The sequence below is a fragment of the Brachybacterium sp. ACRRE genome (assembly GCF_022346485.1).
In the GTDB taxonomy this organism is placed as follows: Bacteria; Actinomycetota; Actinomycetes; order Actinomycetales; family Dermabacteraceae; genus Brachybacterium; species Brachybacterium halotolerans.
Genome location: NZ_JAKRMO010000082.1, coordinates 1 through 13,709 on the forward strand (window position 1 = coordinate 1; position 13,709 = coordinate 13,709).

Below are 13,709 nucleotides of genomic sequence, written 5' to 3' on the forward strand. Positions count from 1 at the left end.
CCTCGACGCGGTCCGCGAGACCGTCGACGTCCCCGTGCTGCGCAAGGACTTCACCGTCGAGGACTACCAGGTGCTCGAGGGCGGGGCGCGGGAGCTGCGCGCGGCGCGTCGCGAGGTCCTCGCGGACCCCCTCGATGATGCTGTCGAGGACGGTGCCTGTCGCTGTCACGGACCCTCCTGGTCCCGGCTCGTGGAGCCTGGTCTGCGCGGACGATGCGGATGCGGCGTCGACGGGCCGCGTGCCCGTTCGGCGCCGGTGCTGCGTGCCGGCCTCGCGGGGCTCAGGCCCCGGGGACCAGCGAGGGCGCGGAGAGGAGCTCCAGGCCCGGGAGGTTGCGGGCGATCGTGAAGACGGCCACCAGGGCGCCCAGGGCGATGAGCACGCCCTTGGGCGGGTCGATGATGCGATCGCGTCCGCGGACGCGGTCGACGATCCATCGCACGTAGAGGGCGAGCACGACGGGCACGGCGAGCACGATCAGCGCGTTGCTGTGCAGGGCCAGCAGCGGATCGCCCGCGAGCAGCGCGTGCACGGCGCGGGTGGCGCCGCAGCCCGGGCAGTCCAGGCCGGTGAGCGCGTGCAGAGGGCACAGCGGCACGTCCTGGGTGAAGGGGTCGAAGACCGCCTGCACCCCGATCGCCGCCGCGGCGGCGGCCGCCGCCAGGGCGAGCGGCAGCACCGCTCCCCGGGCGCCGACCCGCCGGGTCACTGCGCCGAGGCCCGGGTGCGCTTCTGGCCGAAGCCGGCGAGGCGCAGGACGAAGCTCACGATCATCGTGATCACCACGACGGCCACGCCGCCGATGATGATCGGCATGTCGCCGAGCACGATGCCGAGCGCCGCGACGATCGCACCGAGGACGCAGCCGACGGTGTTCACCCAGGCGGCGACGGTGCTGCCCTCGTTGTGCGGGGGCGGCGGCGGGACGGCGTACGTGCGGGGCATGGGTGACCTCTCGTGTGCGGGGGCGGATGGGTCCTATTCTGCCACGCGCCCGGAGTCCCCCGGCGGCTCGGTCCGTGTGTCGTCGACCGGGTCGTCGGCCGGGTCATCAACCGGCTCGTCGGACGGCTCGTCGGACGGATCCTCGGCCGGGTCGCCGGCCGGCCCGTCGACCGGCTCGTCGGACGGATCCTCGCCGCGGCTCAGCGCGTCCCAGGCGGCCGCCGGGTCGTCGGAGGGGTCGAGCTCGGCGGGCGCGACCTCGCGGGAGGCGTCGCGCTGGTAGCGGGAGCGGCGACGGGGCCAGCGCCCGCCGACGGCCAGCACCAGCACGCCGATGACCACGAGCAGCACGGCGGGCACGAGGGCGACCAGCGGCCAGATGCTCGCCTCCGCGTCGATCGATCCGCCCACCACGCCCGTGGCCTCGGCGACCGCGGAGGTCGAGGCGCTCACGGCGTCGGCCCGCACGGTGATCGCGGAGACGGCGGCGCCGATGCCCGCGAGGACCAGCACCGGTCCGGTGATGAAGCGCACCCAGCGCGAGGCGAGCGTGGTCGCGACCGCGGCGGCGCCGCCCACGAGGGCGAGGGCGAGCACCGCGGGGGCGGCGTCCTGCCCGGTGACGTCGATGCTCTGCTTGGCGCCCGTGAAGCCGGCGGCCAGGGCCGTCGTCCAGGTCGCGCGGGTCATCCCCGCGAGCGCGAGGGACATGACGAGGGCGGCGAGCACGAGGCTGCGCCGGGTCAGCAGCGCCCTCATGCGTCGCGCACCGTCTGCGCGGAGGCGACCGCGCGCAGGGCGGCGGCTGCCTTGGTCTGGGACTCGCGGTGCTCGGCCACGGGGTCGGAGTCGGCGACGATCCCGCCCCCGGACTGCACGTGCGCGGTGCCGTCCTTGATCACGGCGGTGCGGATCGCGATGGCCATGTCCATGTCCCCGGCGAAGTCGATGTATCCCACGGTGCCTCCGTAGACTCCGCGGCGCACCGGCTCGAGCCGGTCGATGATCTGCATCGCCCGCGGCTTCGGCGCCCCGGAGAGGGTGCCGGCCGGGAACGTCGCGCGCAGGGCGTCGTAGGCGCTCGCGTCGGCGCGCAGGGTGCCGGTGACGTCGCTCGAGATGTGCTGGATGTGGCTGAAGCGCTCGATGTGCATGAGGTCGCGCACGGTGACGCTGCCGGGCTCGCAGACCTTCTGCAGGTCGTTGCGCGCGAGGTCGACGAGCATCAGGTGCTCGCTGCGCTCCTTGGGGTCCGCCAGCAGCTCCTCCGCGAGGCGGGAGTCCTCCTCGGGGCTCGCGCCGCGCGGCCGGGAGCCGGCGATGGGGTGCGTGCCGGCGGTGCGCCCGCGCACGGTGACGAGGGCCTCGGGGCTCGCGCCCACCACGTCGATCGGCGCGCCGTCTCCGTCCACGGTCCGCAGCAGGTACATGTACGGGCTGGGGTTCATACGCCGCAGCACCCGGTAGACGTCCAGCGGATCCGCGGCGGTGGGCACGGAGAAGCGCTGCGAGGGCACGACCTGGAAGATCTCGCCGTCGACGATGTCGCGGACCGCCTCGCGCACGGACTGCTGGTACTCGAGCTCGGCCGTGCGGGCCTTGGGCTCGACCTCCCGGACCGTGTCGTAGACGGCGGCGCGGGCGGGCAGCGGGCGGTGCAGCGTCGCGCGCAGCGCGTCCAGGCGCGCGAGGGCGTCGTCGTAGGCCTGGTCGACGCGCTCGTCGGTGCCGTCGAGGTTGAGGGCGTTGGCGACCAGCAGCACGGTGCCGTCGTGTGCATCGTGCACGGCGACGTCCTGGGCGAGCATCATCGAGAGGTCGGGGACGCCGATCTCGTCGGGCGGGGCGTCGGGAAGCTTCTCCCAGTGGCGCACGGCGTCGTAGGCGACGAACCCGACCAGGCCGCCGGTGAAGGGCGGCAGCTGCGGGAGGCGCGCGGAGCGGAAGGCGTCGGCGACGGAGTCCAGGGCCTGCATCGGGTCCCCGTCCTCGGGGACCCCCGCGGGCACGTCGCCGATCCAATGGACCTGGCCGTCCTTCTCGGTGAGGACGGCGCGGGCGCGGGCGCCGATGATCGACCAGCGGGAGGCTTCGCCCTCCCCCGCGCTCTCGAGCAGGAAGGTGCCGCGGGGGTCCTCCTGGTCGACGATGCGCCGGTAGAGCGTGAGCGGGGTGTCCTCGTCGGCGAGCACGCGGAGGCTCACGGGGACGATCCGCTGCTGGGCGGCCAGCGCCCGGAAGGTCTCGCGATCGGGCTGGATCACCCCGAGGGCATCGCCCTCGATCCCGCCGATGAGCTCCGGGTAGGAGGCTCCGGCGCTCGCGCCCTCGGAGGCGGCCGCGAGATCCGCGGCGGTCGCTGCCGGGTCCTCGCGGGTCGCTGCCTGGTCCGCGGGGGCCGACGGGCGGGTCCGCTCAGGGTGCGGCTGATCGGTCGTGGTCATCCCTCGGTGTCCTCCTCGGGGCGGTTCTCGACGGCGGTCTCGGCGGTGGGCCCCGTGGGCGCGCCGGCGGGCGCGCTGGGCGCGGCGGCGTCCGCAGCAGGGGCGCGATCGTCCGGGCCGAGCACCCGGACGGGAAGCTCTCCGCCCACGAAGCAGGTGGCGGTGCCGCGGTGACAGGCCGGGCCGATCTGTTCGACCTCGACGAGCAGCGTGTCGCCGTCGCAGTCGAGGGCGGCCGAGCGCACGTACTGCACGTTCCCGCTGGTGTCGCCCTTGCGCCAGTACTCCTGGCGCGAACGGGACCAGAACGTCACGCGGCCCTCGGTGAGGGTGCGGCGCAGGGCCTCGTCGTCCATCCAGCCGACCATGAGCACGCGGCCGTCCTCGTGGTCCTGGATGACGGCGGGCACGAGGCCCGCGGCGTCGTGGGTGAGGCGCTGCGCGATCGCCGGGTCCAGCGCGGGGCCGTCGTTCACAGCGCCCTCGCGAGCTCGTCGGCCCGGTCCGTGCGCTCCCAGGTGAACTCGGGCAGCTCGCGGCCGAAGTGGCCGTGGGCCGAGGTCAGGGTGAAGATGGGGCGCAGCAGGTCCAGGGCGTCGATGATCGCGGCGGGGCGCAGGTCGAAGACCTTCTCGATGGCGCGGGCGATCTGGTGGTCGGGCACGGTGCCGGTCCCGAAGGTCTCGACGTACAGGCCCACGGGCGCGGCCACGCCGATCGCGTAGGCGACCTGGACCTCGCAGCGCTTCGCGAGCCCCGCGGCGACGACGTTCTTGGCGACCCAGCGCATGGCGTAGGCGCCCGAGCGGTCGACCTTGCTGGGGTCCTTGCCGCTGAACGCGCCGCCGCCGTGACGGGCCATCCCGCCGTAGGTGTCGACGATGATCTTGCGGCCCGTGAGGCCGGCGTCGCCCTTGGGGCCGCCGATGACGAAGCGACCGGAGGGGTTGATGTGGAAGCGCACCTCGGAGGTGTCCAGGCCGATGCCCTCGAGCTCCTCCAGGACGGGTGCGATGACGACCTGGCGGATGCCGGGATCGAGCTGCGCGGCGATGTCGACGTCCTCGTCGTGCTGGGTGGAGACGACGACCGCCTCGACGCTGCGCGCGACGTCGTTCTCGTCGTAGCCGATGGTGACCTGGGTCTTCCCGTCGGGCCGCAGGTAGGGCAGGACCCCGCTGCGACGGGCCTCGGAGAGGTTCGAGGAGAGGCGGTGGGCGGCGTGGATCGGCAGCGGCATGAGGGTCGGGGTGTCCGAGCACGCATAGCCGAACATGAGTCCCTGGTCGCCCGCGCCGAGGTCGCCGAAGCGCTCGGCGGAGCCGCCGTCGCGCTGCTCCCAGGAGGTGTCGACGCCCGCGGCGATGTCGGGGCTCTGGGAGCCGATGGAGACCTCGATGCCGCAGCTGTCGGCGTCGAAGCCCTTCGCGGAGGAGTCGTAGCCGATCTCGCGGATCACATCGCGCACGATCCGCTGCACGTCGGTGTACCCCGAGGTGCGCACCTCGCCGGCGACGTGCACGAGCCCCGTGGTCACCATGGTCTCGACGGCGACGCGCGCGCCGGTGTCCTGGCCGAGCATGTCGTCGAGGATGGCGTCGGAGATCTGATCGCAGATCTTGTCGGGGTGCCCCTCGGTGACCGACTCGGAGGTGAAGCTGCGCAGGTCGTGCGATGTCATGGGGTCCAGCGTACGTTGCCCAGCCTGCTCGCGACCTGCGTGAGCACAGCGTGGGCGACCGCCGTCTTGGACCCCTCGGCGCGGGCCACGTCCGCGCCCTCGGCGTCGAGGATCTCGATCGCCGTGTCCTCGGCGCCGAAGACCCCGCGGCTGACGTCGTTGAACACCAGGAGGTCGGCCTGCTTGCGGCGCGCCTTCTCGCGCGCGAGCTCGAGGGAGGTGCGGCCCTCTCCCCCGGTCTCCGCGGCGAATCCGACGATGACATGCGGGTTCACGCGGGTTCCCGCGGACGCCGCGGCCTGGTCGCGACGCTCCCGGCGGTCCGACACGCTCGCGGCGAGCACATCCTGGGTGCGACGCAGCGCGAGCGCGGGGACGTCGTCCTCGCCGGTCTTCTTGATCTTCGCCTCCGCGCGCTGGGCAGGGGTGAAATCGGCCACGGCGGCCGCCATCACGAGCGCATCGGCGCCCTCGCGCTCGGCGGCGACGGCGGAGGCGAGATCGGCGGCGCTCGTGACGTCGACGCGGCGGGCGCCGGGCGGCGTCTCGAGGTCGACGTTCGCGGCGATCAGCGTGACCTCGGCTCCGCGCGCGAGGGCCGCGTGGGCGAGGGCGAAGCCCTGCTTCCCGGACGAGTGGTTGGCGAGGAAGCGGACGGGGTCGATCTCCTCGCGGGTGCCGCCGGCGCTGATCAGCACGCGCGCGCCCTCGAGGTCCGGCACGACGGCGCCGTGCTCGTCGCGCGGGGCGGTGAGCTGCGCGCGGGCGGCCTCGAGGATCGCCTCGGGCTCGGGGAGGCGGCCGGGGCCGCTGTCGGGGCCGGTGAGCCGGCCGACGGCGGGCTCGAGCACCCGCACGCCGCGCTCGCGCAGCACCGCCACGTTCTCGCGGGTCGCCGGGTTCTCCCACATCTCGGTGTGCATGGCCGGCGCGAGAAGGGCCCGGGGGCCGGCCATGAGCAGGGTCGCGCTCAGCAGGTCGTCGGCCCGTCCGCCGCGGACCCGGGCCAGCAGGTCGGCGGTGGCGGGCACGACGAGCACGAGGTCGGCCTCCTGGCCGAGCCGCACATGAGCGACCTCGTCGACGTCCTCGAAGACGCTCGTGGTGACCGGGTGGTGGCTGAGGGCCTCCCAGGTCGCAGCGCCCACGAACTCGAGGGAGGAGGCGGTGGGGACCACGCGGACGTCGGCCCCGGACGCGACAAGGCCGCGCACCACGTGCGCGGCCTTGTAGGCGGCGATCCCGCCGCTCACGCCCAGCAGGACGCGGGCTCCGCGGATCCCATCGGCGATCTGGGTCATCTCAGCAGGATCCTCGCGATGCTCGGCGGATCTCGAGGGGACTCCCCCGAGTGTGCTCAGAAGGAGAAGTCGGTGGACGGCGGCTCGGGCGCGTCCTCGCCGAGCTGCAGCGGGGCCAGCGAGGACTCGGACTCGGCCTGCTTCTTGGCCTCGAGCTCGGCCTCGTCGATCTCGCGGGCGACCAGGAGGCCCTCATCGATCTCGCGCAGGGCGATGGAGAGCGGCTTCTCCTGGTTCTCGACGTCCACCAGGGGGCCGACGTACTCGAGCAGGCCCTCGGAGAGCTGCGAGTAGTAGGCGTTGATCTGGCGGGCGCGCTGCGAGGAGTAGAGCACGAGCGCGTACTTCGAGTCGACGTCCTCGAGGAGGCGGTCGATCGGCGGGTTCGTGATGCCCTCGGGCTGGGCGACGGTTCCGAACACGGAAGGTCCCTTCGATTGACGATGTGCACGGCGCTGCCGGGCCGGCGGTGAGCTGGGCTCGCGGGGCGCGCCGCATGCGACCACCCAGGATACGCCCTGATCCCCGCGCTGGCGAGCGGTGGGCGGGCGGGCTGCGTCACGCCCGTGCGCGGTCGGCGCGCAGCCCTCGCCGGATCGGGGTCAGCCGCGCTGCGGGGCGACGCCGATGAGGGCGGCCAGACGATCGGTGGCGTCGGCGACCGTGTCGTTGATGATGGTGACGTCGAACTCGCTCTCGGCGGCAAGCTCGACGCGCGCGGTGGCCAGGCGCCTCTCGCGCTCCTCGGCGTCCTCGGTGCCGCGGCCGACGAGCCGCTCGACGAGCGTCTCCCAGTCCGGCGGGGCGAGGAAGACGAAGAGCGCCTCGGGCATGGTCTCGCGGACCTGCCGCGCTCCGGCGAGGTCGATCTCCAGGAGCACGGGGCGGCCGTCGGCGATGCGCTGCTCGACCGCGCCGCGGGGCGTGCCGTAGCGGTTGCGCCCGTGGACGATCGCCCATTCGAGCATCTGCCCGGTCTCGACCAGGCGGGTGAACTCCTCGTCGCTGACGAAGGAGTAGTGCACGCCGTCGATCTCACCGGGGCGCGGGGCGCGCGTGGTCGCCGAGACGGACAGCCACACGTCGGGATAGCGCTCGCGCATCGCCGCGGAGACGGTGCCCTTGCCCACGGCCGTGGGGCCGGCGAGCACGGTGACAGGGACGCGGCCGGAGCGCGAGGCTCCGGCCGCGACGCTCTCCGTCACTCGGAGAAGTGGGCGATGAGCTTCTCCGCCTGGTGGGAGCCGAGGCCCCGCACCTTGCGCGAGGGCGAGATGCCGATCTCCTCCATGATCTGCTGCGCCTTGACCTTGCCGACGCCCGGGAGGGCCTCGAGGAGAGCGGCGACGCGGAGGCGACCGATCACCTCGTTGTCCTCGGCCTCCTTGAGCACCTTGGCGATCTCCTCGCCGCGGCGGCCGGTCGACTCCTTCAGGCGGGACTTGATGGCTGCGCGCTCACGTCGGGCCTCGGCGGCCTTCTTGAGGGCTTCGGCGCGCTGTTCCGGGGAGAGAGGAGGGAGAGCCACTGTCGTACCTCAGTTCTTGGTTCGGTGACGGGTGTCCTGATGCCAGGGTCCCGGGGACCGGGTCCCACCGCGCCCTCCGACCATCCGGGTCCTGATCACCAGGGATCCTCGTGGACCTGCACGTCTGGGCGGGTGCGGTGGCACGACTGTAACCCGATGATCGGCGGATTTCGCCCCTTCTCGGCGCGTCGCTCCAGTTCGGACGGCTTTCGACCCCTTGTTCTGACGCGAGAAACAGCAAGTGTGGCAAAAAGCGCGGTCCCTGCTCCGTCGCCGCACGGCGCCGCGGCGGCGGGTTCAGAGGGCGTACGCGGCGGCGAGCTCCTCGGCCCTGGTCGCGAGCGCCTGCGGCTCGGGCCCGGCGGAGAGCACGCCTCGCGAGAGCGAGACGAGCACCCGATCGGCAGCGCCCCCGAAGACCTCGGCACGGTCCTCGGGTCCGGCGCCCTGGGCGCCGAAGCCGGGGGCGAGCACCGGGGCGCGGGTCGCCGCGACGTCGATGCCGAGCTCGCGCAGGGCGTCGCCGACCGTCGCGCCGATGACGAGGCCCGTGCTCCCCCACGCCCGCGCGGGATCGAGGCCCGCCGCCGCGATCTCGGCGAGGTTCGCCTCTCGCGCGTGCGCCGCGATGGTCCGGGCGACGGAGGCGGCGGAATCCCCGCCCGCGGCCCCGTCGGCGGCGGAGCCCTGCGCGCGCCGCGCGTGCTGGACCTCGGGCCCGTCGGGGTTCGACGTCAGGGCCAGCACGAACACGCCCTTGCCATGCGCTCCGGCGAGCTCGAGCGCCGGGCCGAGCGACCCGAAGCCCAGGTACGGGCTCACGGTGATCGCGTCGGCCTCGAGCGGGGCGCCCGGACGCAGGTAGGCGTCGGCGTAGCCGCCCATGGTCGAGCCGATGTCCCCGCGCTTGACGTCGAGGATCGTGAGCACACCGCGCTCGCGGGCGGTGCCCAGCAGCTCCTCGAGCACCGCGATGCCGCGGGAGCCGTGGCGCTCGAAGAAGGCCGACTGGGGCTTGAGCGCGCAGGCGTGCTCCGCGCAGGACTCGAGCACGGTGCGGGCGAAGACCCGCAGGCCGTCCGCGTCGTCCGCGAGGCCCCACTGCGCGAGCAGGGAGGCGTGCGGGTCGACCCCCACGACGAGGGGGCCGCGCGCCGCGACGGCCGTGCGCAGCCCCTCGCCGAAGGACGGGGCCGCTCCCGGCCCGGGGCGCTCCTCTCCCCCGCTCACGCGCGCACCGTCTCGCCGCGGCGGCGCGAGAGGAAGGCGATGTGCTCCTGCAGGCTCTCGACGTCGAAGGCGCCGCTGGGCAGCGCCTCGATCGCCTGGACGGCCGCCTGGAACTCCTGCAGCGTGGTGATCATCGGGACGTCCATCGAGGTCGCGGCCGCGCGGATCTCGTAGCCGTCGGCGCGGGCGTCGGAGCCCGAGGGCGTGTTCAGCACGAGCACGACCTCCCCGCCCTCGATGAGCTCGATGACGCTGCCGGAGGCGTCGGCCTCCGAGGCCTTGGCGATGGTGCGGCACGGGACCCCGGAGCGGCGCAGCACCGAGGCGGTGCCGACGGTCGCGAGGATGTCGAAGCCGAGCGCCGCCAGGCGCGCGACCGGGAGCACGACGCCGCGCTTGTCGCGATCCGAGACCGAGACGAAGACGCAGCCCGAGGTGGGCAGGCCCTGCCCGGAGATCGCCAGCTGCGACTTCGCGAAGGCCAGCGGGAAGGTCGCGTCCATGCCCATGACCTCGCCCGTCGAGCGCATCTCGGGGCCGAGCAGCGCGTCGACGCTGCGGCCCTCGTGGGTGCGGAAGCGCTTGAAGGGCAGCACGGCCTCCTTGACGCTGATCGGGGTGTCCGCGGGCAGGCTGCCGCCGTCGCCCTCGCGGGGCAGAGCGCCCTGGGCACGCAGCTCGGCGATCGAACGGCCGGCCATGATCAGCGAGGCCGCCTGGGCCAGGTGCACGCCCGTCGCCTTGGAGACGAAGGGGACGGTGCGGGAGGCGCGGGGGTTGGCCTCGAGCACGTAGAGCACGCCGTGGGCGAGCGCGTACTGGACGTTGAGCAGGCCGCGCACGCCCACGCCCTCGGCGATCGCCTCGGTGGAGCGGCGGATCTGCTCGAGGACGCCGGCGCCCAGCGTCACCGGGGGCAGGGTGCACGCGGAGTCGCCCGAGTGGATCCCGGCCTCCTCGATGTGCTCCATGATCCCGCCGAGGTACATCTCCTCGCCGTCGTACAGCGCGTCGACGTCGATCTCGGTCGCGGTGTCCAGGAAGGAGTCGATGAGGATCGGTGCCTCGGCGCGGCCTCCCTCGGGGATGTTGCGGCCCACGTAGTCCACGAGCCCGGCCTCGTCGTAGACGATCTCCATGCCGCGCCCGCCGAGCACGTAGCTGGGGCGCACGAGCACGGGGTAGCCGACCTCGCGGGCGGTCTCGATCGCGTCGGCCAGGGCCCAGGCGGTGCCGTAGGGCGGGGCGGGCAGCTCGGCCCGGGCGAGGACGCCGCCGAAGGCGCCGCGGTCCTCGGCCATGTCGATCGCGCCGGGCGAGGTGCCGATGACCGGGAGGCCCGCGTCCTCCAGGCGCCGTGCGAGGGAGAGCGGGGTCTGCCCGCCCAGCTGCACGATGACGCCCGCGACGGGCCCGGCGGCGCGCTCGGCCTCGTAGACCTCGACGACGTCCTCGAAGGTCAGGGGCTCGAAGTAGAGCCGGTCGGCGACGTCGTAGTCCGTCGAGACCGTCTCGGGGTTGCAGTTGACCATGACGGTCTCGAAGCCGCCCCCGCCCTCGGCGAGGTCGCGGCCCAGCACCATCGCGGCGTGCACGCAGGAGTAGTCGAACTCGATGCCCTGGCCGATGCGGTTGGGGCCGGAGCCGAGGATCAGCACCGCGGGCTTCGTGCGGGGCTCGACCTCGCTCTCCTGGTCGTAGCTCGAGTAGTGGTACGGGGTGCGGGAGGCGAACTCCGCCGCGCAGGTGTCCACGGTCTTGTACACCGGGTTCACGCCGAGCGCCTCGCGCACGCCCTTGACGACGTCGCCGGAGACGCTGCGCAGCTGCCCGATCTGGTCGTCGGAGATGCCGTGGCGCTTGGCCAGGGCGAGCAGGCCGGCGTCGAGCACCTCGGCCGCGCGGACCTCCTCGGCGATCTCCGCGACGAGCAGGAACTGGTCGAGGAACCAGCGGTCGATGGCGGTGGTCTCGTAGAGCCGCTCGATCGTCTCGGCGGGGTCGACGACGCCCGCGGCGGCCGCGCGCAGGATGCGGGCGATCGCCACCATGCGGGTGTCGGAGGGTGTGCGCACGGCCTCGACGAGCTCGGCGACCTCGGAGGCGTCCGGCACCGGTCCCGCGTAGTCGACGTTCGCGGACTTCACGTCGAGGGAGCGCTGGGCCTTGCCGTAGGCCTCGGTGAAGCTGCGGCCCAGGGCCATCGCCTCGCCCACGCTCTTCATGGTGGTGGTGAGGGTCGGGTCGGCGGCCGGGAACTTCTCGAAGGCGAAGCGCGGGATCTTCACGACCACGTAGTCCAGCGTCGGCTCGAAGCTCGCCGGGGTGGTGCCCGTGATGTCGTTGCGGATCTCGTCGAGCGTGTAGCCCAGCGCGAGGCGGGCGGCGATCTTCGCGATCGGGAAGCCCGTGGCCTTCGAGGCGAGCGCCGAGGAGCGCGAGACGCGGGGGTTCATCTCGATGACGACGATCCGGCCGGTCGTCGGATGAATCGCGAACTGCACGTTGCAGCCGCCGGTGTCCACCCCGACCTCGCGGATGATGCCGATGCCGAGGTCGCGCAGCCGCTGCTGCTCGACGTCGGTGAGGGTGAGGGCGGGGGCCACGGTCACGGAGTCGCCCGTGTGCACGCCGACGGGGTCGACGTTCTCGATCGTGCAGACGACCACGCAGTTGTCCTTGCGGTCGCGCATGAGCTCGAGCTCGAACTCCTTCCAGCCCAGGATCGACTCCTCCAGGAGCACCTCGGTGGTCGGCGAGTAGTGCAGGCCGTCGCCGCCGATGCGGCGCAGGTCGGCCTCGTCGTAGGCCATGCCGGAGCCGAGCCCGCCCATGGTGAAGCTCGGGCGCACGACCATCGGGTAGCCGAGGTCGTCGGCGGCCTCGAGGAGGTCGTCCATGGTGTGGCAGATGCGGGAGCGGGCGGACTCGCCGCCCACGCGCTCGACGACGCCCTTGAAGCGCTGGCGGTCCTCGGCCTTCTGGATCGCCTCGATCGAGGCGCCGATCATCTCGACCCCGAACTCGGCGAGGATGCCGCGCTCCTCGAGGGCGATGGCGGCGTTCAGCGCGGTCTGGCCGCCGAGGGTCGGCAGCACCGCGTCGGGGCGCTCCTTGGCGATGATCGAGCGGATGACGTCGGGGTCGATCGGCTCGATGTAGGTCGCGTCGGCGATGTCCGGGTCGGTCATGATCGTCGCCGGGTTCGAGTTCACGAGGATGACGCGCAGGCCCTCCTCGCGCAGCACGCGGCAGGCCTGGGTCCCGGAGTAGTCGAACTCGGCGGCCTGGCCGATCACGATCGGCCCGGAGCCGATCACGAGCACGGAGGCGATGTCGTCGCGGCGGGGCATCAGGAGTCCTTCTTCTCGGAGGCGGCGGGGGTCTCGTCGGCGGCGCCGGTGCGGTGCGCGCGCACGAGGTCGACGAGGCGGTCGAACAGGTAGGAGGCGTCGTGCGGCCCTGAGGCGGCCTCGGGGTGGTACTGCACGGAGTAGGCGGGCAGGTCGAGGCAGCGGATGCCCTCGACCACGTCGTCGTTCAGGCCCACGTGGGAGACGACGACCCGGCCGTAGCGGCCGCCGTCGTGCGGAGCGGTGTGCTCGCCCTCGAGGGGGACGTCGACGGCGAAGCCGTGGTTCTGGGCGGTGATCTCGACCTTGCCGGTCTCGCGGTCCAGCACGGGCTGGTTGATCCCGCGGTGGCCGTACTTCAGCTTGTAGGTGCCGAAGCCGAGCGCGCGGCCCAGCAGCTGGTTGCCGAAGCAGATCCCGAAGAAGGGCAAGCCCTGGTCCAGAACGCCGCGCAGCAGCTCGACCTGGGCCTCGGCGCTCGCGGGATCGCCGGGTCCGTTCGAGAAGAAGACCGCGTCCGGCTCGGTGTCCAGCAGCTCCTCGAGGGAGGTGGTCGCGGGCAGCAGGTGCACGCGCAGGCCGCGGGCGACCATGTTGCGCGGCGTCGCGCCCTTGATGCCGAGGTCGACGGCGGCGACCGTGCCGATGGCCTCGCCCTCGGGCTCGAGGACGACGGGCTGCGGGATGGTCACCTCCTCGACGAAGCTCGCGCCCTCCATGGCGGGCTCGGCCTGGATGCGCTCGAGCAGCTGCTGCTCGCTCGCGTCCTCCAGCGCGCTGCCGGAGAAGATGCCGCCGCGCATGGAGCCGTGCTCGCGCAGGATGCGGGTGAGCATGCGGGTGTCGATGCCGGAGATGCCGACGACCTCGCTGCCCACCAGCAGGTCGTCGAGGCTCTGCTCGCTGCGCCAGTTCGAGGCGACGCGGCTGGCCTCGCGCACGGCGTAGCCGCGCACCCAGACCGTCCGCGACTCCATGTCCTCGGCGTTGGCGCCGGTGTTGCCGATGTGCGGTGCCGTCTGCACGACGATCTGTCCCGCGTAGGAGGGGTCGGTGAGGGTCTCCTGGTAACCGGTCATGCCGGTCGCGAAGACGACCTCGCCCAGTCGTGCGCCGCGCGCACCGTAGGCCTCGCCGCGCAGCACGGTGCCGTCCTCGAGGACGAGGAGGGCGGGGTCGGGGGTGCGGCGCGCACGGCCGACCCCGCCCTCATCGTCCTCGAGGAC

General features: G+C 73.4%; 12 protein-coding genes and 1 pseudogene. All 13 read right to left on the bottom strand.

Features of this window, described 5'->3' with window-relative positions; genetic code table 11:
* Window positions 1-281 precede the first annotated feature (281 nt).
* Window positions 282-680 carry a DUF2752 domain-containing protein gene (locus tag MHY49_RS17255; RefSeq protein WP_239206205.1) on the bottom strand — a complete coding sequence of 133 codons (399 nt, stop codon included), beginning with the start codon at window positions 678-680 and terminating at the stop codon, window positions 282-284.
* A gap of 26 nt (window positions 681-706) precedes the next feature.
* Window positions 707-946 (bottom strand): HGxxPAAW family protein, encoded by a 240-nt coding sequence (locus MHY49_RS17260; RefSeq protein ID WP_200500608.1) that lies wholly within the window; start codon window positions 944-946, stop codon window positions 707-709.
* A gap of 33 nt (window positions 947-979) precedes the next feature.
* Entirely contained in the window at window positions 980-1,705 is a 726-nt protein-coding gene (locus MHY49_RS17265; RefSeq protein ID WP_239206207.1) for a Trp biosynthesis-associated membrane protein, read from the bottom strand.
* Window positions 1,702-3,390, bottom strand: coding sequence for an anthranilate synthase component I (locus MHY49_RS17270; RefSeq protein ID WP_239206209.1), 1,689 nt, complete (start codon window positions 3,388-3,390; stop codon window positions 1,702-1,704). Before MHY49_RS17270 ends, MHY49_RS17265 begins: the two co-directional genes overlap by 4 nt.
* 122 nt (window positions 3,391-3,512) lie before the next feature.
* A pseudogene (gene hisI, locus MHY49_RS17275) lies at window positions 3,513-3,866 on the bottom strand (phosphoribosyl-AMP cyclohydrolase); the annotation flags it as partial.
* On the bottom strand, window positions 3,863-5,071 hold the full coding sequence (metK, locus tag MHY49_RS17280) for a methionine adenosyltransferase (RefSeq protein WP_200500604.1): 1,209 nt from the start codon (window positions 5,069-5,071) through the stop codon (window positions 3,863-3,865). The pseudogene hisI and the gene metK, both read right to left, overlap by 4 nt.
* Window positions 5,068-6,372, bottom strand: coding sequence for a bifunctional phosphopantothenoylcysteine decarboxylase/phosphopantothenate--cysteine ligase CoaBC (coaBC, locus tag MHY49_RS17285; protein WP_239206211.1), 1,305 nt, complete (start codon window positions 6,370-6,372; stop codon window positions 5,068-5,070). Before coaBC ends, metK begins: the two co-directional genes overlap by 4 nt.
* A 56-nt stretch (window positions 6,373-6,428) precedes the next feature.
* Window positions 6,429-6,794 carry a DNA-directed RNA polymerase subunit omega gene (rpoZ, locus tag MHY49_RS17290; protein ID WP_152353056.1) on the bottom strand — a complete coding sequence of 122 codons (366 nt, stop codon included), beginning with the start codon at window positions 6,792-6,794 and terminating at the stop codon, window positions 6,429-6,431.
* 180 nt (window positions 6,795-6,974) lie between these two features.
* On the bottom strand, window positions 6,975-7,577 hold the full coding sequence (gene gmk, locus MHY49_RS17295) for a guanylate kinase (protein ID WP_239206212.1): 603 nt from the start codon (window positions 7,575-7,577) through the stop codon (window positions 6,975-6,977).
* On the bottom strand, window positions 7,574-7,900 hold the full coding sequence (mihF, locus tag MHY49_RS17300; RefSeq protein WP_152353058.1) for an integration host factor, actinobacterial type: 327 nt from the start codon (window positions 7,898-7,900) through the stop codon (window positions 7,574-7,576). The genes gmk and mihF overlap by 4 nt, the downstream gene beginning before the upstream one ends.
* A 297-nt stretch (window positions 7,901-8,197) precedes the next feature.
* Window positions 8,198-9,130 carry an orotidine-5'-phosphate decarboxylase gene (gene pyrF, locus MHY49_RS17305; protein WP_239206214.1) on the bottom strand — a complete coding sequence of 311 codons (933 nt, stop codon included), beginning with the start codon at window positions 9,128-9,130 and terminating at the stop codon, window positions 8,198-8,200.
* A complete protein-coding gene (gene carB, locus MHY49_RS17310) occupies window positions 9,127-12,483 on the bottom strand; it encodes a carbamoyl-phosphate synthase large subunit (protein ID WP_239206216.1) in 3,357 nt (1,118 codons plus the stop codon). Before carB ends, pyrF begins: the two co-directional genes overlap by 4 nt.
* Window positions 12,483-13,709: glutamine-hydrolyzing carbamoyl-phosphate synthase small subunit (carA, locus tag MHY49_RS17315; RefSeq protein WP_239206218.1), on the bottom strand; the 1,227-nt coding region annotated here is incomplete at its 5' end. The genes carA and carB, both read right to left, overlap by 1 nt.